The organism is Microbacterium rhizosphaerae (assembly GCF_034120055.1).
Lineage (GTDB): Bacteria > Actinomycetota > Actinomycetes > Actinomycetales > Microbacteriaceae > Microbacterium > Microbacterium rhizosphaerae.
Window position 1 is genome coordinate 1,949,967 of sequence record NZ_CP139368.1, and the last position, 25,812, is coordinate 1,975,778.

The 25,812-nt window shown below is 61.9% G+C and carries 19 protein-coding genes and 1 pseudogene; 14 read left to right on the top strand and 6 right to left on the bottom strand.

What is annotated here, in order from left to right; all coding sequences use genetic code 11:
- The first annotated feature begins 104 nt into the window (after nucleotides 1-104).
- From SM116_RS08620 to SM116_RS08630, 3 genes are all read left to right on the top strand, one after another.
- A complete protein-coding gene (locus tag SM116_RS08620) occupies nucleotides 105-1,907 on the top strand; it encodes a hypothetical protein (RefSeq protein ID WP_320944024.1) in 1,803 nt (600 codons plus the stop codon).
- 57 nt (nucleotides 1,908-1,964) lie between these two features.
- Entirely contained in the window at nucleotides 1,965-2,933 is a 969-nt protein-coding gene (locus tag SM116_RS08625; protein ID WP_320944025.1) for a hypothetical protein, read from the top strand.
- 250 nt (nucleotides 2,934-3,183) lie between these two features.
- Complete coding sequence (locus SM116_RS08630) at nucleotides 3,184-4,797, top strand: SGNH/GDSL hydrolase family protein (protein ID WP_320944026.1); 1,614 nt, start codon at nucleotides 3,184-3,186, stop codon at nucleotides 4,795-4,797.
- Nucleotides 4,798-4,939: 142 nt separating this feature from the next.
- On the opposite strand, the gene SM116_RS08635 is transcribed toward SM116_RS08630, so the two are convergent.
- Nucleotides 4,940-6,145, bottom strand: a complete 1,206-nt coding sequence (locus SM116_RS08635) for an MFS transporter (RefSeq protein WP_320944027.1) — start codon at nucleotides 6,143-6,145, stop codon at nucleotides 4,940-4,942.
- A 529-nt stretch (nucleotides 6,146-6,674) separates the two neighbouring features.
- On the opposite strand from SM116_RS08635, the gene SM116_RS08640 reads away from it, so the two are divergent.
- The 4 genes from SM116_RS08640 to SM116_RS08655 all read left to right on the top strand — a co-directional run bounded on the left by SM116_RS08640 (nucleotide 6,675) and on the right by SM116_RS08655 (nucleotide 8,982).
- On the top strand, nucleotides 6,675-7,025 hold the full coding sequence (locus SM116_RS08640; protein ID WP_320944028.1) for a hypothetical protein: 351 nt from the start codon (nucleotides 6,675-6,677) through the stop codon (nucleotides 7,023-7,025).
- A 108-nt stretch (nucleotides 7,026-7,133) separates the two neighbouring features.
- On the top strand, nucleotides 7,134-7,337 hold the full coding sequence (locus SM116_RS08645; protein WP_320944029.1) for a hypothetical protein: 204 nt from the start codon (nucleotides 7,134-7,136) through the stop codon (nucleotides 7,335-7,337).
- Nucleotides 7,338-7,579: 242 nt separating this feature from the next.
- Nucleotides 7,580-7,933, top strand: a complete 354-nt coding sequence (locus SM116_RS08650) for a histone-like nucleoid-structuring protein Lsr2 (RefSeq protein ID WP_320944030.1) — start codon at nucleotides 7,580-7,582, stop codon at nucleotides 7,931-7,933.
- Between the two features lie 248 nt (nucleotides 7,934-8,181).
- Complete coding sequence (locus tag SM116_RS08655; protein ID WP_320944031.1) at nucleotides 8,182-8,982, top strand: hypothetical protein; 801 nt, start codon at nucleotides 8,182-8,184, stop codon at nucleotides 8,980-8,982.
- 211 nt (nucleotides 8,983-9,193) lie between these two features.
- On the opposite strand, the pseudogene SM116_RS08660 reads toward SM116_RS08655, so the two are convergent.
- The 3 genes and pseudogenes from SM116_RS08660 to istA form a co-directional block, all read right to left on the bottom strand.
- Nucleotides 9,194-9,856, bottom strand: a pseudogene (locus SM116_RS08660) (transposase); the annotation flags it as partial.
- Between the two features lie 85 nt (nucleotides 9,857-9,941).
- Nucleotides 9,942-10,736: an IS21-like element helper ATPase IstB gene (gene istB / locus SM116_RS08665; protein ID WP_425563270.1), complete on the bottom strand. Its 795-nt coding sequence runs from the start codon at nucleotides 10,734-10,736 to the stop codon at nucleotides 9,942-9,944.
- Nucleotides 10,733-11,935, bottom strand: a complete 1,203-nt coding sequence (gene istA, locus SM116_RS08670; RefSeq protein ID WP_320944033.1) for an IS21 family transposase — start codon at nucleotides 11,933-11,935, stop codon at nucleotides 10,733-10,735. Before istA ends, istB begins: the two co-directional genes overlap by 4 nt.
- A 318-nt stretch (nucleotides 11,936-12,253) precedes the next feature.
- Here istA and SM116_RS08675 point away from each other — a divergent pair, with 318 nt between their 5' ends.
- Together SM116_RS08675 and SM116_RS08680 are read left to right on the top strand one after the other, a co-directional pair.
- The gene (locus SM116_RS08675) at nucleotides 12,254-15,598 is read left to right on the top strand and encodes an NACHT domain-containing protein (protein WP_320944034.1); all 3,345 of its coding nucleotides are present in this window, start codon (nucleotides 12,254-12,256) and stop codon (nucleotides 15,596-15,598) included.
- A gap of 271 nt (nucleotides 15,599-15,869) precedes the next feature.
- On the top strand, nucleotides 15,870-16,583 hold the full coding sequence (locus SM116_RS08680) for a hypothetical protein (RefSeq protein WP_320944035.1): 714 nt from the start codon (nucleotides 15,870-15,872) through the stop codon (nucleotides 16,581-16,583).
- A gap of 87 nt (nucleotides 16,584-16,670) precedes the next feature.
- Here the strand turns inward: SM116_RS08680 and SM116_RS08685 are convergent, their stop codons facing one another.
- Both SM116_RS08685 and SM116_RS08690 read right to left on the bottom strand, forming a co-directional pair.
- On the bottom strand, nucleotides 16,671-17,129 hold the full coding sequence (locus SM116_RS08685) for a GIY-YIG nuclease family protein (RefSeq protein ID WP_320944036.1): 459 nt from the start codon (nucleotides 17,127-17,129) through the stop codon (nucleotides 16,671-16,673).
- Nucleotides 17,099-17,485, bottom strand: a complete 387-nt coding sequence (locus SM116_RS08690) for a hypothetical protein (protein ID WP_320944037.1) — start codon at nucleotides 17,483-17,485, stop codon at nucleotides 17,099-17,101. The genes SM116_RS08685 and SM116_RS08690 overlap by 31 nt, the downstream gene beginning before the upstream one ends.
- Before the next feature lie 102 nt (nucleotides 17,486-17,587).
- On the opposite strand from SM116_RS08690, the gene SM116_RS08695 reads away from it, so the two are divergent.
- From SM116_RS08695 to SM116_RS08715, 5 genes are all read left to right on the top strand, one after another.
- Nucleotides 17,588-18,485 (top strand): IS5 family transposase gene (locus SM116_RS08695; protein ID WP_320941095.1). Its coding sequence is split into 2 segments (ribosomal slippage): nucleotides 17,588-17,938 and nucleotides 17,940-18,485, totalling 897 coding nucleotides; the frame shifts between segments, so codons are not numbered across the junction.
- A 592-nt stretch (nucleotides 18,486-19,077) separates the two neighbouring features.
- Nucleotides 19,078-20,658 carry a type I restriction-modification system subunit M gene (locus tag SM116_RS08700; RefSeq protein ID WP_320944038.1) on the top strand — a complete coding sequence of 527 codons (1,581 nt, stop codon included), beginning with the start codon at nucleotides 19,078-19,080 and terminating at the stop codon, nucleotides 20,656-20,658.
- Entirely contained in the window at nucleotides 20,645-21,460 is an 816-nt protein-coding gene (locus SM116_RS08705) for a hypothetical protein (protein ID WP_320944039.1), read from the top strand. Before SM116_RS08700 ends, SM116_RS08705 begins: the two co-directional genes overlap by 14 nt.
- The gene (locus tag SM116_RS08710) at nucleotides 21,457-22,710 is read left to right on the top strand and encodes a restriction endonuclease subunit S (protein ID WP_320944040.1); all 1,254 of its coding nucleotides are present in this window, start codon (nucleotides 21,457-21,459) and stop codon (nucleotides 22,708-22,710) included. Before SM116_RS08705 ends, SM116_RS08710 begins: the two co-directional genes overlap by 4 nt.
- The gene (locus tag SM116_RS08715) at nucleotides 22,707-25,808 is read left to right on the top strand and encodes a type I restriction endonuclease subunit R (protein ID WP_320944041.1); all 3,102 of its coding nucleotides are present in this window, start codon (nucleotides 22,707-22,709) and stop codon (nucleotides 25,806-25,808) included. Before SM116_RS08710 ends, SM116_RS08715 begins: the two co-directional genes overlap by 4 nt.
- The last annotated feature ends 4 nt before the right edge of the window (nucleotides 25,809-25,812 follow it).

The window sequence follows — 25,812 nt, forward strand, 5'->3', positions numbered from 1 at the left end:
CAGTGCTGGGAGGCACCTTGCCAGGGATGCGTACTTCTCCGGAGCTCGCGCGAGTAGGCCATGTGTCCGCTCGACGACGTGGCACGCGATTGCTCGGCTTGGTCATGGCCGGCGCGCTGGCAGTGGCGGGCCTCACCGGCTGCACACAATCAACCCCTGCTGCTAAGCCGGGCGTCCTTGTCGCCCACGTGAAGGGACAAGACAAGACAGTCGCCGTGACCGCTCCCAAGCTGGACGACACGTCGATAGCCGACCTGAAGTCGATTACTGATCTGGGGCCCGTCGCTGTTGGTGTGCCAGTCCACCTGGGCGTGGACGGCGGTCTGCCCAAGGCAGGCGCAACAATTTCAAAGACCTACGCGAAGCCCCTCCCTAACGGCGCTGCTGCGACCTTCATATGGTGGGATCCGACCGCCGGAGCATGGGAGGCCGTGCCGTCAGAGCTCAGCAAGGACCGGCGCGTGCTTACGGCTCACGTCGAGCACTTCTCGATATGGGACGACCTAGTGGCTGGGAGTGCTGGGGCGATAAGTGCTGTGACGTCCGCCGCGAAGTCGGCGGGACAGAGCGTGTCGAATGTCATCAAGATCGTTGGCCAGGGGGTGAGTGCCGCCAATAAGGCGATCTCCAATGCGGTGCAGAGTGGCGCAGATGCGCTCTTCTACGGCGCCGGCGAGGTCCTCAGCACCCGAGCCGACGCGCCGCAATGCACGGGTGGCAACCCGGACTGGGTCGAAAGCGCCGTGTTCATCCAGGACTATCAGACGAACCCATTGCGCTTCTGCGTGGGCTCTGACTCGGCAGGAAACGTCGTCGTCAAGGCAGCGGCGAACCGAGCCTACGCATTTCCGTACACGCTGGCCGTCGCTCCGGTTTCCGAGGAGGGAGAGGCGCTCGGCTTCAAGAAGGCGCTCGACTCCGCCGTCGACCTCGACAAGGACATCGCCAACTCGGTCGCGACGCTCACGAACGGGGGTCGTCTGATCCTGCCCGGGGAGACGGCAAGTTTCACGTTCAGTCAGGACGCGATCGCGGCCCTCAAGGACCCTGCGGTGTTGTCCGCATCAGAGCCGAACCTCGTGACGTGGTTGATGGCCGAGCTGACGTCGATGCTCGTCAAGTACGGGATCTCGCTCGATACGAGTTACGTGTCTGCCGTGCTGAAGTTGGCGACCTGCGCTCGGGACTACATGGACGTCAAGGATTTGGGCTCGCTGGCGAAGGTGGCGAGTAGCTGTGCTGACGCCTCCATCGGGCAGGACGTCCTGACCAACTACCTGAAGCTTCAGGGCGCCGCGGGTAGTGCCCTCGACGCTGCCAAGAAGGTCATGGACAAGATCGGCATCTGCTTGATCTTCATCTCCGCCGGGTTTGACGCGGTCACCTACGGCACGGACAGTCAACTGCCCAGCTCCGCGCGCACCGTCAACATCACGGCGAAGCCCTTCCCGGCGTATGGGCACTGGGTCATCGATTCGACCGGCATCGGGCCGATCAAGCTGAACAAGACGTCGTATTCGCAGTTCTCGTCCTTCTTGGCGAAGACTTGGCAGCAACCGATGTGCGGACAGATCACCGCATATGCCGCAGCGGGTGTGCCCAAGGGTGGTGCTTCAGGCTGGGAGGTCTATGGCACCGGTGTGAAGGACGGTCCGTACACCGAGCTTGACCTGATCACGTTCGACACGTCCAAGGTGGTCAATGCGCCGCGGACCGCGAGTGGGATCACGCTGGGCACGAAGGAGTCCGTGTTGGCGGGGATGGGGTTGACTTCAACGCCGACGGTTCTCGAGCCGGGAATGCAGTACTCCTGGACTGAAAACGGCACGCCAATGCTCGCTGTGGCTCACAACGGCGTCGTCGACATCATCGCGGTCAACCTCGCGCTTTGGTACGGAGACTGCTAAGTGTTCGAGCTGGATCTCGAACGCCGACAAGACATCGACGCAAGGGAGTGGTAACTCGTGGAGAAGCCGACGTTCCAACGCAAGGTGCTCGTTCCGTGTGGATGGGCAAGCCTCATTGGGCTGCTGCCCGGCTTCTTGCTCATGCTTGGGTCGCAGAACCTGACGGACTACCCGTTTTCGCCGGCCCTTTGGCTCATCATCGGTCCGCTCTTCTTTGCCGTGCCGACGTTTCTGGTCCAAAGCGTGCGTCTGGGTATCGCGAGCTCGGAGTATCAGGAGCGTCAACGAAACGAGTGGAACACGCGAAAGTTGGCGGAGGCTGCCGCCGATCGGGCGGCTGAGGACGCGGCGAAACATCGGGCGAAGCGTCTGGCCGCGGAGGTCGACGAGCGCAGCGAACGCGCCGTGGAGTTGTTCGAATCGCTTCCCAAGTGGCTCGACAACTCTGCGTCATGGGTCGCGGATGCGAGGAAACACTTTGCGGCGGGTGCATTTTCGCCCTTCTGGTCGTCGATCGAGAATGCTTACGCAGCGCTCGGCGCATACAACGGGAACGTGCGTGCGATCGAGAACCTTGCGACTCGGTATCGGGCCGACGTGACAGAACTACACCGCCTCGAGAGCCGCGTCTTTCCGGCGGCTTTCCCTATCGACCTCGATGACGTGCGAGCAACCGCGGCTGCAGAGGAAGCCGCCCGCCAGCTCGGGGGCGTCGTCTACGAGGCGCAACGGCACCCCGTATTCGCGCAAATCTGGGAACAGCGACGAACCACCGCTGCTGTCAGCGCGGGGTTTGCGAACCTCGAAGATGCCGTCAACCGCATGAGCTTGAGTCTGCAGTCAAGCGTCGCCGGATTGAGTCTCGTGATACAAAGTGAACTCAGCGAGTCGAGATCAGCTTCTGGTGCGGCAGCAAGCGCCGCCGACCGCCTCGCTTCAGCACAGCTCACCAACCAAATCGCGCTCAACAAGCGCGTCGACGACGCGGTATGGCTTCTGGAGCAGGCGGAGCGTCGCGCGGTCTGACGCTGGGTGATTGAATCCACCCACCCCGCTGAATACGTGCACCCCCAGGTTCATCACGCTTCATTGCGACGCCGAGCGACCAACTCGACGACATCGAGGAATCCGACTAACTGGGGCCTCTTGTGAGCCATCTCTAATCGCTGGACAATGGCCCCGGTTGGCAACCAATGACGGTGTACGCGGGTCGGCGCAGGGGACGCGGTTCGATCGTGAACACCATCGATGCCCACGTCAGTGGTTGGGGGAAACGGTGATGGACGACCCGTGCGAAAAGCAGGAGCCGGAACCGCGTCAGACGAGCGATCGGTATAACGAGACCTTCGACGTCAACCTGCTTGACCGGCCGCGAAGACCTATCACGGACCCGACGCTGGGAGTCCCGGTGGCGAAGAGTGAGGGGGAGAAGCACGACTCCCGTCGGCTCGTCGCCCTCGGCGACTCGCTGACGCAGGGCTTCCAGCATCTCGCGATCAAGAACACGAGCATTAGCTGGCCGGCGATGATCGCGGCGCGGCTCGGACTCGGCGCAGACGAATTCCGATATCCGGTCTTCCCTGAATTCGGCGGCTACCCCTACAACCTGGAAGTGCTGCTCGGACTACTTACGGACGAGCCCCTGAAGGATATTGAGAGCATCCTCGCCCACCTCATGGAGGTCAAGCACTACTACGTCCCGATCGATGGCCCGCTGATGCCGGACCCGATCTATCCAAACGACAACCTGGCAGTATGGGGCTGGGACATTCGGGATCTGCTCTCCCGCACCGTTGAGACGGAACGGACCGCCATCGGCCACGAGGGTCGACTCGATGAGTTGAGCCCGAAGATTGGCCAAGCGATGAACCGGACAGGGCTGGTCACGCTCGCGGAAATCGTAGAGATGGAACGCGACGGGACGCGCATTCCGATGGAGGGTCCGCCGCGCACGGCCCTCGAGCTCGCGCACGATCGCGGCAACGTCGACGGCACCGACGGTATCGAGACACTGCTCATCTGGATCGGTTCGAATAACGCGCTGGGCGCCATCTCGACGATGAAGATTGTTCCCTCGGGCGACGACTTCAAGGACCTGAACAAGAAGTCTGCCTACAACGTCTGGCTGCCCAAGCACTTCGAGGAGGAGTTGAAGGAGCTTGAGGGAGAGGTCGCGAAAATCAAAGCCGAGCATGTGATCTGGGGCACCGTTCCGCACGTCACGATCCCCCCTCTGGCGCACGGCCTCCGCGGACGCCTGCCCGACAACCACCGCTATTTCAACTACTACGCGTACCCATGGGAAGACGAAAAGTCGTTCAAGCCCGACCACCCGCACCTGACCGGCGAGGAAGCTTGGACGATCGACAGCGTGATCGATGCCTACAACGACGCGATCGTCGCGATGGTTCGTCGCCAGCGCTGCGAGTTCAAACGGGATTGGCGGATCGTGGACACATGCGGCCTGCTCGACCGATTGGCGGTGCGTCGGAACGGTGCCGAGGGTCAGGCCTTCGACTATCTACCTCCCTACGAGTTCCCGAAGGAGTACATCCGAGACGGCAAGAACCTGGACACCCGTTTCATCGATGTCGAAGAAGTCGACGCCAGCTTCGTCCTGAGAGCCGGCGGCTTGATCGGCCTCGATGGTGTCCATCCGACGACCGCCGGCTACGGGCTCGTCGCGGACGAGTTCATGAAGGTCATGCACGACGCCGGTGTCGCCTTCCCCAACCTGTCGAACGGGGATGCTCCGCACCCGGTGTGGGCCGAGATCATCAAGGCAGACAGCATCCTGAGCAATCTCCCGGTCCGGATCGACGGAGCGCTCGACCTGATTAGGACCCTTGAAGAAAAGTGGGACGTCATCTCCGACGCCGAATGGGCATGACGAGATGCGTCGTCGCGACAGCCAATCCTTTACACGACGTGACGACACCTGGGTGCGACGTGCGTTCGCGCAGCACGGTCGCCTGGACTGATGTGCCCGCTGTTCATCACCAGCTCGGCAGCGAGCTGGTTGGTCACACGCCTCAGCTCTTGGCGCTCGAGGTATCTGACGAGGCCGCCGTGTCAGTTGTGCTCGACTGGGCCGTCGGGGCACCGGGCGGCGTGAATGAATCGATGCCTTTCAGCGGTCGTTCGAGCAGGAGCAAGACGACGGGCGAGATCGCGACCACCGCGAGCACGAAGATAATTGTCGCGGCCTGCCAGCCGTCGATCTTGCTATCAGACGCCAGGTAGATCACCCACAACGAGAGGATCGCCGAGAAGATCAGGGCAATCGTGAGTACTCGCATTGCCACCTTTGAAAGCGCGCGCCAACGCTTGCGATCCTTAGTGAACTGGTGGACGAAGTCAACGAACTCCGTGTAGTACGCGATCCGTTCATCCTCCAGATCGAGTTGCTTCTGGAGGAGTCCCGGCTCATAGACGGGGATTCCGGCCCGAGCCTTCAAGATGTCGGCGGCCACGGAGCGGCGAGCGGCATCGTCAAGGTACAAGAAGAGTTCGGCGTCGGGCGCCACAGCCCAACCGAGCGAGCGCGTGAGCGTTTGCTCCTCCTCGAGAAACGCCGTTGTGCTCTTCTCGAAGAAGCTCTCGTTCGAGGCCGCGGGCTTCTTCAGGAAGTCTGGCAGTGGGCGCCTCGCCCTTGCGAGTTCGGTTACCAGAGCAGCCACCCCGTCGGGTTTGCTCTCAGTCGCCGGCTTGGTGGCGGCTTTGTCAGCGGAGTTGTCCTGTTGCGCTTTCTTCGAGGGCGGCGATGCCGGCTCGTCAGGGGCTGTGCCGTCGACTGACGTCTTGTCCGTCTCAGCGCCAGCGCTCGTCGGCGAGTCTGAGCGCGTGTCATCACTGTTGCCGCCCCGATCTTCGACGCGAGCGCCCGAGGGGAAATCGGGAAAGGGTGTGTCTATCGGGATGAGGCGGGCAACCTGGACACCGCGGTCCGCGAGCTTGTTCCAGCCCTCTTGGAATATCGGGAGCTCTTGCCACGACGGCTGTGAGACGACAACCTGCGTCGTGTCCTTATCGTCCTTGGCGATTAGGACAGTCGACTTGCCGGGAGACATGAGCTCCTGGAGAGCTGTCGAATCGTCGTGATCGTCCGAACCCAATGGGATCTCGACGACTGCATCCTTTTCTAGGGCAAGGTCGATGTCGTCGAGGAGCTCGCCAACAAGTGCCGGATCGATGTCGCGATCGCCGTTGGACCGCGTGATAAATATACGACGCGCCATTTGAGCCCCCTAGGTCAAGTGCGCATGCCTACGTACTAGTCAGAAGTACGGAAACGACTATGCACCCGCTATGGGCCAGCTGGCAAGAGCTTTGCGAGAAGCCGAGGAGTCGAGGATCGAGCCTTAGTGCGACCCTCCGCTATGCCGTTGCGCCATCGTCGCTGTAGCTGGCCGACGCCACGGAGGGGATCGTGCCGATCACCACGATGCGGCACGAGTGGCAGGCGTAGCCGCTCCCGGCGTCCCTGAGTACCGCACCGCACTCGGGGCACCGGGGCGTTTGTGCATCATCCAGCGGATCGCTGTTCAAGGTGTTCTCCCGGGCATCGTCGCGACTTCAGAACTCGAGCCTATTCTGCCTACCGGGAACCGAACACGAGGTGGCCGACTCGCATCGCCGCGACATGGTGGCCGCCCCGCCGGGCGCCAGCGAGTAGTTTCGAGTGTTACTGTGCATACGCTTGCTCTAACCTGGAAGACAGGTTCGACCGCTGTCGGCGTCCGTTCGAACCGAAGAGGGGTCTTCGCGGTGGGAACGAACAAGCGATACGCCAGCTACTACGACCGGCTCGGCGATGAACGTGCGCTGGCCAGCTGTGCGGCGAAGGGTGGGCTGCAGAGTCTGGGGGAGCGCGAGCTCGATCTGGCGAAGGAGCTGACCACGACGGATCCGGAACCGAAACCAGTGCGGGCTTGGGTTCGGTTCTACGATCACCCGATCAACGTCAGAGCGCTCGCATGCCGATGGACGTCGCGCGCGATCGAGGTCTCGTTCGTGGCGGGCGGCAAGGAGTACAAGACCTGGGTGTGGTCGAACGCGGTGGTAGAGGATCGTGAGCCGCGCGCCGATCCGGACAAGTATGGCCCTTCCGGGCAATAAGGACGATGGTCGCGCGCCTTGACGCGGCGGGGGCGCGGCGCGTTGTGCCCGTGAGGGGCATAACCGTTGATGATCGATGTTGCTGAACCTCGTCCTACTCTGGGGAGGATGGATGCCTACGCGACGAAGTGCTACGACATCACCGTCGAACGGAACGGTGACGTCTGGCGCATCGAGATACCTGAGCTCGGTGCGTCGACGACGGCCGATTCGCTCGAACACGTCGTTCGCGTCGCGCAACGCTTCATCGCGACTGATCGCGGCGTACCTCTGACCTCATTCATTGTTCAGATAACGAGGTTGGTGGAGTAGGAAAAGCGTGCCAGCGCGGCGTTGGGATCGTCGCGCCTAGCTCGTGCTTCCGATGGAGTGATGCTTCCGATGGAGTGATCAGACGGCACTCCAGATTTCGGCGGTCGATGACCGGGCGTACTCCTTTCGCCCCGCATTCGGATAAATGGGTGTCCGGAGTGAACACAGGAAATTGCCCTGGAGAGCGATGATGAGGCGCTTCTAATCTCGACGCCCTGTCATTGAGGACTAATGTCGTCAGCATGGCAAAAAAGATCATTCAGCAACTGGTCGATGACCTCGACGGCTCGCTTCTCGAAGATGGCGCGGGGGATACCATCCTCTTCTCCTTGGATGGCATCGCGTACGAAATCGACCTCTCGGACGCCAACGCCGCCGCACTGCGTGACGCCCTGGCATCGTACGTGGCGGCTGGACGACGCGTCTCCCGCACCGGCTCCGCGTCTGCGACCCCTACTCGACGCTCGCGCACCCGCGGCGGCGCAGTAAACGAAAACGCAGCCATCCGCGAATGGGCCGGCTCGAACGGCTACTCGATCTCCTCGCGCGGGCGCATCCCGGAGAACGTCGTCGTTGCCTACAACGCCGCAAACTGACCGCGCGCAACAAGTCCCCACACGCCGCCGCCCCTCACACGACCGGGGCGGCGGCTTGTCCTACGTAGTCACTCCGGAATCGCCACAACGACCACGCCTTTGGTAGCGCGCCCGAGTTCTGTGTAGGGAAGTCCCGGAGCCCAAGGCGGACCGATGGCAAGTGACGAAAGAGGACGGCACCCGCTTGCTTCGGCAATGTCGGACGGTCGTGGTACAGCTCAGGTGTGCCGACTGCAGCCAATGCTTCCGTGGATGTCCCCCCGATCTTCAACGCGCCTGCACTCCACGAGCGCTTCAAAGATCTCGCCGGCATGCGTGCGTTCGCCCAGCAGATCATCGACTGGTGGGATCGGGACCGGGGGCGCGACTTCAAGATGAAGACCGAATATGTGCAGGGAGCCGGCCCCATCGTCTGGACCTACGCCACGCACGCGGTTGAGGTGATGCGCGTCGTTCTGCGGCAGTCGGAACTGGGTCGCATGGCCGTGGTTGCCTCCGAGGTCCGCCTGATGATCGAGCTCGGTATGACGTCGATCTGGCTCTACCTGCAACCAGTGCCTGCGGCCAAGGCACTGCTACACGAGACTCTGCGCCAGCACCGTGCCACTGTCCGCGATGCCATCGCCGTGGGCCACGACGGATTCGAGGAGTTGCTGAAGCGTCTCGACGCCGAGCAGGCCGAAAACGATGGCGACAGCTCGCCGACGGGTAAGTCGTTCGAGCAGCGTTGTCGCGCCATCGACGGCGGACTGGAGATGTACGTCATGTGGCGGCTGTACAGCCGCATGAGCCACGCGACCGGCAACCTCGCCGACCACTACCTGCTCGAAGTTCCGATCAGCGCGGAGAACCCGCTCGGCATCGCGCTCAACCCGGACGGCGAGGAGGACACCCACGAGTCCTCGCTCGGCCTGGCGATCTGCATGCTACTGGTGGCGCTCAAGGCGTGCGATCTGATCGACGCAGAAGGGCGGCGAACGACGCAGATCCGCACGGCTGCGAAGAAGATCGGCCTCGGCCTCGACTTCAAGCTCATCGCCACTGAATAACGTTCGCGGAGTGGATCGTTGCACACCGAGCGCCGAGATCTGGACGGCGTAAGGCGTCACGGCAGCCGAGCTGGTTCGTCACAAGATCGGAGTCTCATTGCTGAATGTGTGCTGACTGTCGTGACTTTGTTCGGCGTGTCGCCCGCTATGGCGCCCGCTGCGGTCGACGCTGAGAGCCCGACGAGTTGGCCGAAAGGAGGTGATTCCATTGACCGCGCCGGTGATCCCGGCCGGTTCGTAACGGGGACGGCGTCGGTTTGCGCAGAATCCCGGTCGAGGGACGGTAGATCGCCTGATAGATCGTCTCGGTCGCCAGTTGCCGCGCCGGTTCTCCCGGGTGCGCGCGATGCAGCGCCCGCGAGATCTGCTGCGGACTCCACCGCTCCTTCAATCTCGCGACTACGTAGGACAGCAACACCGGATCGGTGGCCAGCTTCAGGGGTCGCGTTCTCCGGCGCCGGGTGGCAGCGGTCGCATGCGCGTGAAACGGCCGATACTGCCCTGAGGGATGCAGATTCCGCCTCAACTCCCGACTGATCGTCGACGGCGCCCTGCCCAGCGCCACTCCGATCGCCGTCGGGCCCAAGCCGCGCGATGCGAGATCGGCGATCTGCACCCGCTCCTCCTCTGAGAGAAACCGGGGCGAGATGACGCGGACCGAAAGCGGCTCAAGCGGGGGCACGACCTTGACGGTGCCATCCTTGCGTCTGACCGTCGTGCCGTTCTTCCAAATGTTCGCCGCGGACCGACTCACACCCACCTCTCGCGCCGCCGCAGACATTGACCACCCTTCGGCGAGCAACTCCATGAAGCGCTTCCGGGCCAACGACTTCGGCCTGCGACCCGGCCCCTTCGGAACACGACGAGACGACATCTGAGAACCCCTTTCGGATGGTCCTCGTTGCGACGGTCACTGGAAACCACCCGGGTGAAAACTAGGCCACCTGGTTGTCGTTTGTTCAGTCTGCCGGATCCTGCGTCTTGATGCTCGGAAGGCTGTCGATGCCCCGCCCGCGGAGCCGGTAGCTGGCTCCTTTGAGGGTGAGCACGTCGGCGTGGTGGACGATCCGGTCGATCATCGCGGCGGCGACGGCCTGGTCGCCGAACACGCCACCCCACCCGCTGAACGGCAGGTTGCTGGTGAGGATCAGTGAGGCGTGTTCGTAGCGGGAGGAGACGAGTTGGAAGAAGAGGTTCGCGGCGTCCTGTTCGAACGGCAGGTAGCCGACCTCGTCGACGATGATCAGCCCGTAGCGGCGGAGCCGGGCGAGCTCACGCGGCAGGTTCCCTTGCCGGTGCGCGTCGGTGAGGCGGGTGACCCAGTCCGTCGCGGTCGCGAACAGCACCCGGTGCCCGTGCCGGGCGGCGACGATCCCGAGCGCGGTCGCGAGGTGTGTCTTCCCGGTTCCGGGCGGGCCGAGTAGGACCACGTTCTGCGCTTCGAGGAGGAACCCGCCGGAAGCGAGGGCGGCGACTTGTTGGCGGGCGGTGGGTTGTGCGTCCCAGTCGAAGTCCTCCAGCGTCTTGCGCGCGGGGAACCCGGCTGCTTTGATCCGCAGTTCCGCGCCGGAGGCGTTGCGGGCCGAGACTTCACGTTCGAGGACGGCGGCGAGGTAGTCCTCGAACGACCACCCCGCATCCCTCGCCTGGTCGGCCATCCGGCCGGCGGCCTCGGTGATCCGGGGTGCTTTCAGCGCGCCGGCGAGATAGGTGATCTGCTTCACCGACTCGGTGCTCTTCTGGGTGCCCATCATGCGACCCCGCTGATCCCGAACGCGCGGTCGTAGTCCGCGAGATCCCGACTCAGGTCATCGTCGCCGACGCGTCGCGGCTGCTGGAACTGGTGCCGCAGCAGCTTCGCGGTCTCCCGATGGGTCGGGTCGGTGACCACGGCGCCGCGCGCCCAGATCCGCGGATGGTCGGCGACGATCCGTCCGTCCAACCGCACCCGAACGCGGTCCAGGTCAGCCGTGACGTCGACCATCCGGCCGATCGCCTGCGGGTCGACGGAGTAGTCGCTCGCATCGAGACGCACGTAGTAGTCCCGTCCCAGACCCACTCGTTCCCGCCAGCCCAGCTGCAGCGGGATCGGCGGCAGGGGCAGCATCCGCGCCCGGTCATGCTCAATCAGATCGATCGGCCGTGCCTTGATCGTCCGCACCACTCTCGCGTTCGCCTTCTCCAGCCAGTCGGCCAGCTGCGTGTTGAAGTCGACGGGTGAGTCAAAGCTGCGGCCGGGCATGAACGAGGTCTCCATCCACCCGTTGCGGCGCTCCACGATGCCCTTCGACTCGGGGTCGTAGGGGCGCAGTTGCACGACCTTCGTGGCGAGGGTGCCAGCGAACGCGGAGACGCCCTGCGCGAGTCGGCCCTTCTGCCCGATGCCGGCCTCGTTATCCCAGATCAGCCGGCGCGGCACCCGGCCCAGCTGGCGGATCAGCTCCCATGAGCCGAGCAGCAGGTCCTCGGTCTTGCGGGTCGGGATCATCCGTGCGGTGACGAACCTGGAGTGCGCCGCCACGATCACCAGCACCGGCAGCAGCACTGCGCCGCCGTCCTCGAGTGGGACCTTCCGGGGAGGGAACCACAGATCGCACTGCGCCGCATCCCCGGCCGCCCAGGTCAGCCGGTCCGCCGGATCGACTGGGCGATGCTCCGGGCGGAGTCGCCTGACGTTCTCCCGGAACCACGTGATCGACCCGCTCCACTCGACGCGTTCCGCGATCACCGTCGCCGGCATGTCGGGATGCTCGGTCAGCAGCGCCCGCACCCGCGCCTCGAACGGCGAGAACGACGTCGACTGCGTGGGCCTCTCATACTTCGGCGGCCGGTCCGATCGCACCGCCGAAGCGACCGTCTCCCTCGCGATTCCGAGGTCTCTCGCGACCTGCCGCTGCGGAACCCCGTCCGCGACCAGCCGCCTGATCAACGCCCAATCTTCCACCGAGATCACCCACCCAATCTGCTCTGGGTGGCCTAGTTTTCGACCGTCGTTTTGGCCTAGATCTCAAGCGTCGTCGACATGCGGTTCGCAAGCTCAACGAGGCAGCGTCACCTAGAGATCCGAATCGCCCTCGGGCTCCTACGCCCCGAATGGTGCTGCGGCGGACTATTCTGTGCGTTCGGTCGTTTATTCTCGTGCAAGCCAGACCCGCGCGATTGTTCCCTGCCGGATGATGAGCTGCACATATCTCACGGCCGCGAGCTGTACCCGGAACACGGCCCTCCCTGCATCCTGCCGAGCACCGGATCGCGCTCTATCGTGACACGTATGTTGACGACGCTTCCCGGGGATGAACCAGCCAGTGAGATTGGGCTGGGCATATTCAAAGCCGTTCTAAAGCTGGCGGGCGGAGAGAAGCTTGCGGACGCACTGGGTGAACTCACAGGACTGGGGCGCGCGACTGTAGAGGGCCTCAGCCAGCGTGCTCTCGAGGCCGTTGCTCACGCAACAGCGGTGGAGTTTAACCTGGTGGCGGAGGCGGACCGTGAGTGGGCGGAGAGCATTCTTGTGCAGGCCTACTGCCGCGTCGCCTCCGCGCCGGATGCCGTACTGGCAGGCGAGAGCCTCACCGGCGCCGAGTCTCTGGCCGCCTGGGTCTTCGGCGTTGGGATCGTTGGGAAGGACCGGTCTGACCTTGAAGAGGCCTCGGAGGACGTTCGCTCCTACTTTCAGTTGATCTCACGGAGCATGGCCACACTGGTCTGCAACTGGTACAGAACCGACCCAAGGGCGAATCAGGCTGCTGTCTCCTCCGCCGCGGGAGCGGTTCTTGCCACGGTGCGCGAGATCCTGGTTCGCGTCGGCAACCTCGAGGGCTCGCTGACTTCGCAGGAACGTGGATCCGTCGAAACGTCGACGCGACGACTCATCTCGAGCTCGCTCGATGAGCTCAATCGTCCTCCCGAGTACTACCCCGATGTCTTCGACAGCGAAGGCCTCGCATCCTCACTTGAGGTCACCGAATTGGACGAGCGGAACTTCATACACTTCGGGGGGACAGGGTTGTACTGGGAGGGTACTCTGTGGGGCGAACGCCAATCGCTCCCTCTCGAAGCGGTGCGTCCCGGTGAACTGACAGTTCTACTTGGCAATCCGGGATCGGGCAAGTCGACGATCGCCAAGGGGCTAGTCGTACACGCTCTGCAGCAGGGTCAGTTGGCGCTGTACTGCCGTCTCGAGGACTTCAGCCGCGTTTGCACCGGCATGCCGGATCAGCCTGCCCCGTCGGCGGTGATTTCGGCCGCGCAGGCAGCGAGTATCCCGATGACTGTGGCGGAAGGCGTACGGATTGCGAGCAGTTGGGACCCGGGCCATCCTCCGCTGATTGTCCTGGACGGCCTCGATGAGCTTGCGACCGCGAGTGATTACGCCGTCGCGCGGCGCGCGGCCAAGCAGCTTGCCAACGCGGGTCATCCCGTCCTTGTGTCGTCACGCGTCGCTGGATACACGACGCCATGGGAAGGCGTTCACCGACACGTTGCAATCTGGCCCTTAAACGAGCATGCGCGAGATTTGTTCGCCGAGCGTTGGTTTGCGTCCACGGGCGATGTCGCAGCCCGCGCTCGCTATGTCGCCTCCACATCCAGTGGGGCGCTTGACGAAGTTCTGACCAACCCGCTAACTCTCGGATTCGTGTGCATGCTCGCGCATTACGGTCACGTCCCGAGCACGGCCGGCGCAATCTTCAACAGGTTCATCGACCACTTCTTGCGCGCCCAGTGGCGCGACCCCGCCCAACAACGGATTAGTCCGGCGCAGATCGGTCGGCTGAAACAGGCCGCCGAGGAGGTTGCCTGGGCGATGGCCAATTTCGGCCATGGCGACGACCTCACATGGCTAGACATCGTGGAGCTGGACACCATCGAACGAGCGACACGGGATCAATCCCCGTATGAGACATACGCTACCGGCCTCCTGATCCCGCACGGACCGGTTGAGCCACTCGGAGGGACTCAACAACGAGCGAGATGGCTTCACCGCGCTCTCCAAGAGAACTTTGTTGCGCAGAGAATGGCGGCCCTTATTGAGACGGATGATCCATCATGGCAGGAACGGCTCCTGCGAGCGACATTTTCGATGACTTGGCGGGGGGCACTGGCTCAGACGTTCATGCTGTTGGGTGAACGCGGGGCATTGAAGCCGGTACTTAGCTACTTCATGGCACAACTGCGAATCGGCGATTCGCCTCTTGGGCATATGGCGGAGATGCTGACTGTCGTAGCCTCTCATAGCGCCGAGCTGGAAGAGCGCCAAAAGGCAGCTGATATCTTGATTGCGCAAGACCGTTGGGACTCGGCGGAATTCATTGATCCGGTAGGAGTTATAGGCGCCCTGCATGATCGGATTCGACTGGGGCAACGAGAATTTGGTGGTCAGATCTGGCCGCATGTCTACCGTTCCAACTCACCGGGTGCGCGAGAGCTACTTGTTGAGGCCCATCAAGTTGGATGCGCGGACCAAAGCCGAGAGTTAGCGTCCGTGGTCATGTGGTTGGAGTTGGAATGCGCCCGTTTCGAAGATGTCGAACGGATCGTCGACAGCCTTTGCTTGGCCAAAGACCCTCCAAATACGTGGTTCCTGCGGCCACTTGAAGAACCGATTAGGAGCGTTGCGGTCGACCGTCTGGCATCGCTTCTCCGAAGGCCTCGGTTGCAGGGGTGTCCGAGCCTCCGTCGGGTCCACTGGATATGGCAGGCGATCGTCGGCGACGAGGAGGCTTCGCGTTCGACACCCACAGATCCGGATCTTCTTGTTGCTGTGATCTTCGGCAGGAAACTCGAGAATATGGACCGCGAGATGGGCGGCATTCGTCAACTACTCAGACGGCCGCTGGCGAATGAGGACATTATGCCTGGAGGCGTGTGGATGGAGACGCAGGGCTCCCCGGTACCAGTTGTCGATCGGGACTATCTGGCCTTCGCGCGGATCGAATGTGAGCTATGGGAGGCGGAGGATTCGCGTGTCGAGGAGCTATTGTCGATCACCGATCTCTCTCAGCCACTCGCCATCGCAATCCTGCAAGAGTTCGCTGATCAATGTCCGCTCCCAACCACCAATCGCCGAGAGACATTGATGTGGACTCTCGCTGTGCTTCGACGAGTGCCGAGCGTGGAAGCCATACCTTGGCTCGTGCCGTTGCGAACGGAGGCGTGGGCCGAGTGGGAGATCGACGCAAACTTCCTGTACTCGGCGATAGGTCGACAATGCTGGGACTTGCTGGCGGAGCGCGTCCTTGCTGAGCCGACGTCGAATCCTTCGTGGGATGCAGAAGTGCTCCTCAGTGCGGCAAACTACTCAGACGGGCCAAATGCCACAATAGAACTGGGTAGGGAATTGCGGATCGCCTACTACCTCGAGGGAATGCGCCGCTGGGCATCGGATAGAAATCGTTCGCTGTCATTAGATGACATTGGATACCTGGAAGACCTGGATCGTGGTAGCGCTGCATTGATCGTCACTGAGATAGAAGCGCTCGTTCGGGAGTGTGATCCGTCCACAGCGAATGCGCTTCTGACGCTCGTTGAGAGGTCACTCGTTGCGACTGGTCAACTCGGCCAATTCTGGGATCGGCTTCGGGTTCGCGCGTCGGCGGATCAATTCGGTCGCCCGTAGAGACAGAACTTGCGGCGGAGTAGTCCTCTCACGGTCTGCCCACAGCACAGCCGGAGCGCGACCGTGACGCTTCAATGCCGTGAGGGCACCAGACGGAGTAGACGTCCGAACTGGCTCACGCTAGGCCCGGGTGGCCACTTGCGGGATACAGAGGTTTGCTGGCTCAGTCGTGAGATAGATCATGTTGGAACCGGGCCAGTGCGGGAGGTCTGCGAGCGTGGCGGAGCGACACGCGAAGCGTGTAGTCGGTGGCGATCAGTACTCTCGGACCATGCCATACGAACCCGATGTGCCCGATGGTCAACACCTTGGGACTTCCCGTACCGTGGATGGCGCTGTCACGGGGCATCTGTTCGACGACAAGACGAACGATCTGAAAGGTCATGCAACGTGGCGCTGGGTCGACGAGCCCGACGAGGACTATTCAGGCGACACGACCTACGCGACTGAGCAACCTCGCCCGCTGACACCCGAAGAGCGCATCATCGCGGAAGCCCTCGCGCAGGCAATCCTGACCGGAATCGTGGTCGCTGTCCAAGTGGCCTCACCGCATGTCAAGCGTTGGTGGACGGAGAAGTTTGTTCCGGGTGTCAGATCTAGGGCGCGTCGTCTAATTGCTCCGCGAAAGCCAAAGCGCGCCAGCAAGCGCTCCGAGCAGTCGATCGATACCCAGCGAGTATTCGTCGCATCCGCAACGGGCGCCGAGCTTGTTGTAGCCGATCCGAAGATCAAGATGAGCCGCGCTGAGTGGAAGCTTCGTCTGCAGGCGATGCTTGACGCCGCCAACTTTCAGGATGAGCAGCGTCGCATTCTGTCTGTCGCCGAAGTCGTCGACGACGAGGCTGAACTGGAGGCCGTCGCCGCCGAAGAACTCACTCCGCAGCAATTCGCTCAGCAGATCAAGCGCATGGTCGAAGCCAACCCGGCACTTCTTGATTCCGAGACATCCGCGGAGTTGATACGCGTACTTGCGCCGAAGTCTTGACATGACGAAGTGAGCTGGCAGGGGACGAGTGATGCGCATGTTCGGAGTAGCGCAAAGCACTGCGTGACCGTTAGTCGTTCGGACGAATCAGTTCCGATTCAGCCCGTGGCGGCAGCTATCGAGTGCGTTCTTGAAGTGGCTCTCCGCCACGTCGTTGTCAGTCCTCGGGGTCGACGGGTCGAAGACACGGAGCAGCGAGAAGCGGAAACTTGAAGGATCAAGTCCCTGGAGCTCGACGTTGCCACCGTGTCCGTTCGTCGCGTAGGCCGTCCAGCGCTGACGGATACCGCCAGCGCCGGCAGCCTGGCCGACGTAGTGCCGCCCATCGCGGGTGTCAGTGACGAGGTAAATGCCGAACACGGATGAAAGCGCCGTGCGCCATGACGCGTACCGATGCTCGCGCATGACCGCCTGCAAACTGTGCGTGGCTGAGTGCGAGTCGGTCAAGCCAGGAAACGGGATCGGTTCGGCGTCCGCGATGCCGACGACGGGATAACTCGCTGCCGTGCTGGCGTTCATCCGCCACGTGCGCGCGGCGAACGCCATCCCATCACGAGACGGTTCCGTAGATCAGCCATGTGCTCGGACTCGATGGCGTCGAAGGTTCGGATGATTCCGGTGTTCTCTACCTCGCCGCGGTTCTCGAGGACTGACCACAGCCGTGCTTGGTCCCCGCCCTCCTTGATGAACACGACCCACAGCGGCGGAGGCGTGGCTGGGAACCGCCTCGAGTCGGCGGACTGCCTGCGGGTGTACTCCAAGATCTCGGAGTGCGTCGAGTCTGAGTGGAGGCCGGTCAGGCCACTCTCCTGAGATTCCTGCGCGAACCCGTGACGAATGACGAGCACCCAGGTCGGATCGACGCCAGCGTCAGTGAGCAGCGGTCCAAGCATCAGTGGCATGTCCTGAACGTAGCGGGTTGGCGGACGTGCAGCGCGCTGAGCCCGAGTGACCTAGGGCGTGTCTCCTAACCTGTCGGGGTGGTTGGCGGCAGGCTGGTGAGCGTGTCGCGTACTGAGTCGCTGTCGGATGCTGCGTGGGCTCGGATCGAGCCGTTGATGCCGGTCGCGTCGCGGAAGGGCGGTCGCCCTTTCCAGGATCACCGGCGGGTCGTGGAGGGGATCGTGTGGCGGTACCGGACCGGTTCGCCATGGCGTGACCTGCCTGCCGAGTTCGGGCCGTGGCAGACGGCGTGGAAGCGGCACCGCCGGTTCAGCGGCGATGGCACGTGGGATCGGATCTACGCGGAGATCCTCGCTGACGCCGACGCTGCCGGTGAGATCGATTGGGCGGTGAGCGTGGACTCCACGATCAACCGTGCGCATCAGCACGCGACGAACCTTCGGCGCGACACAGGGGGCTCTCTCGAGTTACAAGAATCTGCGCGAGGAACCGCCTGACCATGCGATCGGCCGGTCACGCGGCGGTTTGAGCACGAAGATCCATCACCTCGTCGACGGTCGCGGGCGTCCGCTGGTGGTGCTCGTCGGGCCGGGACAAGCCGGCGACGCGCCGATGTTCCCCGTCCTGATGGACCACCTCAAAGTCGCCCGGCGCGGACCCGGAAGGCCGCGCACCCGCCCTGACCGGCTCCGCGGCGACAAGGCGTACTCGTCCCGTGCGATCCGGCAGCACCTGCGGGACCGGGACATCGTCGCCGTCATACCCGAGCCGTCGGACCAGCAGGGCCATCGCAAACGGCGCGGCTCCCGCGGCGGGCGGCCGGTCAGCTACGACATCCAGGACTACAAGGGCCGAAACGTCGTCGAACGCGGCTTCAACGAAGACAAGCAGTGGCGCGGCCTCGCCACCCGCTACGACAAACTCGCCCTCACCTACCGCGGCGGAGCCGTCCTAAGAGCCATCACCCTCTGGCTCAAACGGTTAGGAGACACGCCCTAGGCGGTCGGCGTCGCTGTGGCAATCGCGACGCACAGCGCGCGGAGCTTGGACAGCTCGGGGAGCGCTCTCGGATTGTCGCGAAGCTTCACCAGCGGGGTGTGGGCGCGGATTAGCGCAACCTCTGTGATGTGCACGCCGTCGTCGAACGCGACCCAGGCGATCGACGTGCGGATCGTGCCTGGTCCGTGGGATGAGGCGGCTGGTCAGCCGGCCTCGAACCCAACATTCTGAGCTTCGTCGTCTGGCGGCGGCTACCGAACCGAGCGGCCTTCGCGGGCCTCGGGCGGTGGTCGTCGCCATCTCCACGCATCTTGATGCTTTCGACGCGCCCGAGATCCCCGCGTGCTACCAAGCCGTGAACGCGCATTACGTCCGGCACAGAGGAGACGAGCTGTTTCAGAAAATGCCTGATTGTGAGATAATTTAGCTACTCACACGCTGAGTCGGTTGAGCGCGGATGCTCCCGACCACACGCGGGACCGCTTGCCGGTTGCACCGCACGAGAGTGTGGCGTCTGCGCTCGCCAGTACGGTAAAGGTGAGCACTCGAGTGAAGCAACATTGACGCGCGTCGCTGCGCAGGAGAACAGAGTATGGCACCCACGACAAAGGAAGCGCAGCGCGCTGAACTCCACCGAACAATTTGGCGCATCGCGAACGACCTGCGCGGTTCCGTCGACGGTTGGGACTTCAAGAGCTACGTCCTGGGCATCCTGTTCTACCGCTTCATCTCGGAGAACCTTGCCAATTACATCAACGAGGGCGAGCGTACGGCCGGTGATGTGCACTTCGACTACGTCACGCTCAGCGACGCTGCTGCCGAGTTCGGTCGCAAGGAGACGGTAGCCGAGAAGGGCTTCTACATACTCCCTAGCGAGCTCTTCACCAACGTGAGGAAGCGTGCCGCAGACGATGAGAACCTCAATGAAACGCTCGAGCGGGTCTTTGGCAACATCGAGGGCTCCGCAATGGGCACCGACTCAGAGGACGACCTCAAGGGCCTGTTTGACGACCTTGACGTGAACAGCGCCAAGCTCGGCAACTCCGTGGCACGGCGCAACGAGAAGTTGGTCAAGCTGCTGAACGCGATCGGTGATCTCAATCTGGGTGGATTCGACAATCATGCGATCGACACTTTCGGCGACGCATACGAGTACCTCATGCAGATGTATGCAGCCAATGCCGGCAAGTCTGGTGGTGAGTACTACACGCCGCAGGAGGTCTCGGAGCTACTCGCCCGCATAACGGTCGTCGGCAAGAAGTCGGTGAACAAGGTGTACGACCCCGCAGTTGGCTCGGGCTCGCTACTACTGAAATTCGCCAAGGTTTTGGGCAAAGAGAACGTTCGCCAGGGGTTCTATGGCCAAGAGATCAACCTGACCACCTACAACCTCGCCCGGATCAACATGTTCCTGCACGACGTGAACTACGAGAAGTTCAACCTTGCGCACGGCGACACGCTGATCGAGCCGGCACACTTGGACGATGAGCCTTTTGAGGCGATCGTCTCGAATCCTCCGTACTCGATAAACTGGGAGGGGGACTCGAATCCGCTCCTGATCAACGATCCGCGCTTCGCGCCGGCCGGTGTTCTTGCACCCAAGAGCAAGGCAGATCTTGCCTTCACCATGCACATCCTTAGCTGGCTTGCAGTCAACGGCACAGCAGCCATCGTGGAGTTTCCTGGCGTCATGTACCGCGGTGGCGCGGAGCAGAAGATTCGTAAGTACCTCATCGAGAACAACTACATCGACGCGGTCATTCAGCTGCCGCCGGATCTCTTCTTCGGTACCTCGATTGCCACGTGCATACTCGTGCTCAAAAAGTCGAAGAAGGACAACTCTGTTCTGTTCATCGACGCGACTGATGAAGTCATTCGTCCGGGCAACAAGAACAAGCTGAGCCCGGACAACCAGCAAGCCATCCTCGATGCCTTTGTTGCACGCGAAGACGTCGACCACTTCGCCAAACTAGTCTCAAACACCGATCTTGCGGCGAACGGCTACAACATCGCGGTGCCGTCATATGTCGAGGCCAAAGACACTCGCGAGGTCATCGACATCCAGAACCTGGAGGCGGAGCTGGCCAAGATCGTGGCACGCCAGACCGAACTCCGAAGCGCCATTGGCGAGATCGTCGCAGATCTAGGGGCGGGGGGACATGCTTCTGTCTGATCTGCTCTCCAAAGCACCTGAGCAAGTCGAGTCACGGGTTGACCGCTTCCTTTTTGGCAGTCGGCCCCTCGGGTGGGGGAAGACCACAACACTTAAGTCCGGCCAGGTCGCCCTGAACTTTCAGTGCCGGACATGTGGAGGCATCCGCACGTTCCTCTCGGGATCCAGGTTGTCCTGTCTCGTCGTTGGTGCGGGGCTGCTCAGCATCGACGTCACTCTCAAGTGTTCGACATGCGCCAACACCGTTGAGGCTTGGTTTCTGGTGGCTGCGGTGGACGACTTCTACTCTTCTGCGCCGCTCGTCCGGGTCGAGCGCTACACAGAGAATCTTCGTGATCGAGCCGATCGCGTCGAGTCCACCTCTGGCCCGTTCTCCGACCTCTTGACGCGCGCCCAACTCGCATACGAACTTGGGTTGGGTGCGGGTTCAATGATCTACCTACGCAAGATCTTCGAGTTGGTGACCCACGAGGTTGCTGAAATCGCAGAAGTCCCGATCGTCTCCGCCAAAGGAAAGCGTCGTCCCTTCAAGGACGTCCTCCAGGAGGTAAACGAGAAGCGGAACATCATTCCGCTGAGCTTCTCGGGTAGCGGCTACAAACTCTTCGGAGAGCTCAGCGACGTGATTCACGGCCAGTCCGACGAAGTCGTCGCGCTGGCCAAGTATGCGCCTTGCCGACAGCTGGTATTGGGTGTCGTCGATCAGGTAAATAAGGACAACGAGTTCGCCAAAGCGATCGAGGAGCTTGGGTGGGACGTCGATGACATTGGGCGGATTGCGGCCGAAGGGGCAATGTCATGAGCCGCGTTGACGAACTGCTTCGCATATTGGCTCCGAGCGGGGTTGAGTTCAAGCCTCTCGGCGACGTTGGCACATTCGTCCGAGGAAACGGTTTGCAGAAGGTCGACCTACGAACAGAAGGTTCTCCGGCGATCCACTACGGGCAAGTGCACACGTACTACGGCACTTGGGCTGACGCAACCAAGTCGTTCGTCGATCCGATTCTTGCCGCGAGGCTTCGGCGAGCAAAGCCAGGCGACCTCATCGTCGCGACAACCAGTGAAGATGTCGCGGCTGTCGCGAAGGCCACTGCGTGGCTTGGGTCCGGCGAGGTTGCAATTAGCGGCGACGCCTACGTCTACAGCCATACTCTCGATCCGCGTTACGTCTCTTATTTCTTTCAGTCGCAGCAATTCCAAGACCAGAAGAAGCGCCGCGTCACCGGCACTAAGGTCCGACGGATCTCCGGAGATGCCCTGGCGCGAATTGTGATCCCGGTGCCACCACTGGACGTGCAGCGCGAGATCGCCAAGATCCTGGACGAACTTGACTCGAACGTTTCATTCCTTACGACTGCAACCGGCGAGGAACTGGCCGCTCGGCGGGACCAGTACGCCTATTACTCGGATCTTCTCCTGACCGGGTTGCACACTGACGACGAAAGCTGGACCACTCTAGGCGAGCTGTATACCTCGTCATCGGGACTTTCAAAGAGTGCGGACCAGTTCGGATTCGGCCATCCATTTCTTTCGTTCAAGACGGTCTTTCGGAACGCGGTTGTGCCGACCGAACTGACCGACCTCGTCAACTCGACAGAAGTCGAGCAAGCACGATTTTCCATCAAGGCCGGGGACGTGTTCGTAACACGTACTAGTGAAGACCTCGAAGGTCTTGGTACGAGCTGCGCAGCGCTGAGGGACTACCCGAGGGCCACCTTCAACGGCTTCACAAAGCGATTGCGGCCGAAGGAAGCGTCGGTCGTCGACCCCCAGTTCGCCGCTTACTTCTTCAGGTCATCGCTGTTCCGCTCGCAGATATCCCGGATGGCGATCCTCTCCACGCGCGTCAGTCTCAACAACGACATCTTGAGGCGGGTCCGTATGCCGCTTCCTCTGATCGAGGAGCAGCGCAGGGTTGTTGCCAAGCTCGTCGAGCTCGACACCTTGAGCAGTGAGCTTGCCGTGCAGATCAGGGCCGAGGTCACGGCACGCCGGGACCAGCTCACCTACTACCGCGACTCGCTCTTCAAGTTCGAGGAGCTCGCATCATGAGCGATACACGACCTCGTCAGTACGCGCCCATCGCTGTCAGCACCGAGAGCACGGTCGTTGCCGAGTACGTCTCGGACGGCGACGCAACCAAGAAGTACCAGTCTGAGGCAGAGCTCGAGAAGGAGTTCATCCGGCTCCTGGAATCGCAGGCTTACGAGCACCTGCCCATCACAAGCGAATCTGAGCTCGTGGCGAATCTACGAGCTCAACTCGAAGCGTTGAACCGCATGACCTTCAGCGACGCCGAATGGGAGCAGTTCTTCACGACGAAGATCGCCGCAGCGAACGAAGGTATCGCCGAGAAGACAATCCGACTTCAGGAGGACCATGTCCAGATTCTGAAGCGCGATGACGGTACGACCAAGAACATCAGCCTCATCGACAAGAAGAGCGTTCACAACAACCGCCTGCAGGTGATCAACCAGTACAAGCTCGCTGCTGGTGAGGGCGGTGCGACCTACGGCAACCGGTACGACGTGACCGTGCTCGTCAACGGACTTCCAATGGTGCACATCGAGCTCAAGCGCCGCGGCGTCGACATCCGCGAGGCGTTCAATCAGATTGATCGCTACCAGCGCGACAGCCTGTGGGCTGGTTCGGGCCTGTTCGAATACGTTCAGCTCTTCGTTATCAGCAACGGCACGCTGACCAAGTACTACAGCAACACGACCCGTCGTCAACACGTTGAGGATCTGAGGGGCAAGAAGCGGACGCGCAAGACGAGCAACTCGTTCGAGTTCACGTCGTGGTGGGCCGACGCGCAGAATCGGCCAATCCAGGATCTCTCGGCATTCGCCAAGACGTTCTTCGCCCGTCATACGTTACTCAACGTCCTCACCAAGTACTGCGTTCTCACCGCCGACCGCATGCTGCTCGTGATGCGGCCCTACCAAATCGTCGCTGCGGAGCGGATCCTGAACCGCATCGAGATCTCCGGCAACTACAAGCAACTCGGCACCCTCAAGGCCGGCGGCTATGTATGGCACACGACAGGTTCGGGTAAGACGCTAACGAGCTTTAAGGCCGCCCAACTTGCGAGCCGAATGCCGAGCGTTGAGAAGGTGCTGTTCGTCGTAGACCGCAAGGATCTCGACTACCAGACGATGCGCGAGTACGACCGCTTCGAGAAGGGTGCGGCAAACTCCAACACCTCCACTGCGGTGCTCAAGAAGCAACTGGAGGATCCAAACGCACGGATCATCATCACCACGATCCAGAAGCTTGCAACGTTCATCAACGCACCGGCCAACAGGGGCCACGCCATCTTCGAGGGCCATGTGGTTCTGATCTTCGACGAGTGCCACCGATCACAGTTCGGGGACATGCACACCGCCATCACGAAGGCGTTCAAGCGCTACAACCTCTTCGGTTTCACTGGGACGCCGATCTTCGCGGTCAATGCGGGCACCAGTGGCAACCCGAAGTTGCGGACTACGGCTCAGGCTTTCGGGTGCTTCCTGCACGGTGACCCGAAGAACTGCCCGCCCGAGAGCCATCAGATGGCGATCCACGCGTACACAATTGTCGACGCCATCAGCGACAAGAACGTCCTGCCATTCCGCATCGATTACGTCAACACGGTTCAGGTCGGGGCAGTCGTCGATGCGCAGGTGTCCGCGATCGACACCGAGAAGGCGCTTCTTGCCCCGGAACGCCTCCTTAAGATCGTCGACTATACGCTCGAGCACTTCGATCAGAAGACCCGCAGGACCGAGCGTTACTCGGTGGGTGAGCGCCGCGTGCATGGCTTCAACGCTCTGTTCGCAACCGCTTCGATTGAAGCAGCAAAGCGCTACTACACACGGTTCAAAGAGGCTCAGGTCGATCTCACGCCCGATCGCCGCCTCAAGATTGGCATCATCTATTCGTACGCCGCCAACGAAGAAGTCGGCGACGAGTATCTCGACGATGAGGGCTTCGACACCGGTGCTCTCGATCAGTCGTCGCGCGACTTCCTGGCGGCCGCAATCGAGGACTACAACGCCATGTTCGCGACGAGCTTCGACACCTCTGCCGACAAGTTCCAGAACTATTACAAAGACCTCTCGCTACGACTCAAGAACCGAGAGCTGGACCTTGTCATAGTGGTCAACATGTTCCTGACGGGGTTCGACGCCACCACGCTCAACACGCTTTTTGTCGATAAGCGACTCGTCAATCACGGTCTTATTCAGGCATACTCCCGCACCAACCGCATTCTGAACTCCGTCAAGACGTATGGCAATATCGTCAGTTTCCGTGATCTCGAGGAGGAGACAAACGAGGCGATCGCGCTCTTCGGCAATAAGGACGCCAAGGGCATCGTCCTTCTGAAGCCCTACACGGAGTACTACGAGACCTACTCAGAGAAGGTGCAGGAGCTTCTTGAGCGGTTCCCGCTCGGCCAGCCGATCGTTGGCGAAGCGGCTCAGAAGGCATTCATCGCACTCTTCGGTCAGATCCTGCGTCTGCAGAACGTCCTGAGCTCGTTTGACGACTTTGTCGGGCATGAGATCCTCACGGATCGTCAGGGCCAGGACTACCGCAGCGTATACCTCGACCTCTACGCCGACTTCCGGAAAAGCAAACACACTGAGAAGGAGTCGATCGTCGATGACGTCGTCTTCGAGATCGAGCTGATCAAGCAGGTCGAGATCAATGTCGACTACATCCTGATGCTCGTCCAGAAATTCCGCGACGCGCGCGGTGACGGCGAGGACCGTGAGATTCGCGCAAACATCTCGCACGCCATCGACGCCAGTCCAAGCTTGCGCAACAAGAAGGACCTGGTCGAGGACTTCGTGGACTCGATCTCTGCGAGCGGGGATATCGACGAACAGTGGGCTGCGTACGTGGCTGCCCGTCGCACCACTGAACTGAATGCCATCATCGAGGAAGAGAACCTGAAGCCCGATGAGACCCGTGACTTCATGGCAACAGCGTTTCGCGAGGGCGAGGTGAAGGTCACTGGGACCGCCATCACGAAGGTACTGCCCCCGGTATCACGGTTCTCGCCCGACGGTGGCCATGGTGACAAGAAGCAGCGCGTTCTCGAGAAGCTCGGTAGCTTCTTCGAACGGTTCTTTGGAGTGGGCGCCAAAGAGACCGACATCGAGTAGGACC